The sequence below is a fragment of the Desulforhopalus vacuolatus genome, assembly GCF_016918505.1.
In the GTDB taxonomy this organism is placed as follows: domain Bacteria; phylum Desulfobacterota; class Desulfobulbia; order Desulfobulbales; family Desulfocapsaceae; genus Desulforhopalus; species Desulforhopalus vacuolatus.
In genome coordinates this window covers 1-514 of record NZ_JAFFPZ010000105.1, presented here as the reverse complement: position 1 = coordinate 514, position 514 = coordinate 1, and the positions used below count along the sequence as shown (strand labels likewise).

Here is a 514-nt window from a genome sequence, read left to right as displayed (position 1 = left end):
GGATGTTGTTGAAAAGAGGCCCTGTTGATGCGATGGTATTCAGCCCTGAACGCGTGGATTATTCTGCACCTGCTCTCATGGGCAAAGGTCTGCACCAGCTCCCTCAGCGTCCAGTATTCACCCCCGGTGATTTGCTCAACACCTCACTTTTACCTGATCTCACCACCGACGAGAAAAAAGAAGTTGAAGCCTTCTGGCGTGGGGAACGGGAGCGGCTGAAACCAGAGCTGAAACACGCCGAGAATACGTATATCAACGCCGAGGTAATCCGAACAGGCGAATCCCTGGCGGTCGTTCGTACCCGTGTTTACTCAAGAAATACCCACGGCATTATCTCCCCTGACACACCCACCGAACGCGGGAAGCTCAGGGATGTAGCCCACGGCAAGTATATCGATAACCCGGTGGAGCTGTCAGACGCACAGGCGCGGGTATTTGTCGATACGTACGGGAAGACCCTTCATTCATTCAGACATGGCGGGCAGCAATATTCAGTATGTAATTGGCAGCAGAT

Annotated in this window: 1 protein-coding gene; it reads left to right on the top strand. The window is 53.1% G+C overall.

The window, feature by feature from the left end:
• Positions 1-514 (top strand): hypothetical protein (locus JWG39_RS16085; protein ID WP_205220451.1); only part of this gene is annotated, 514 nt, incomplete at both ends.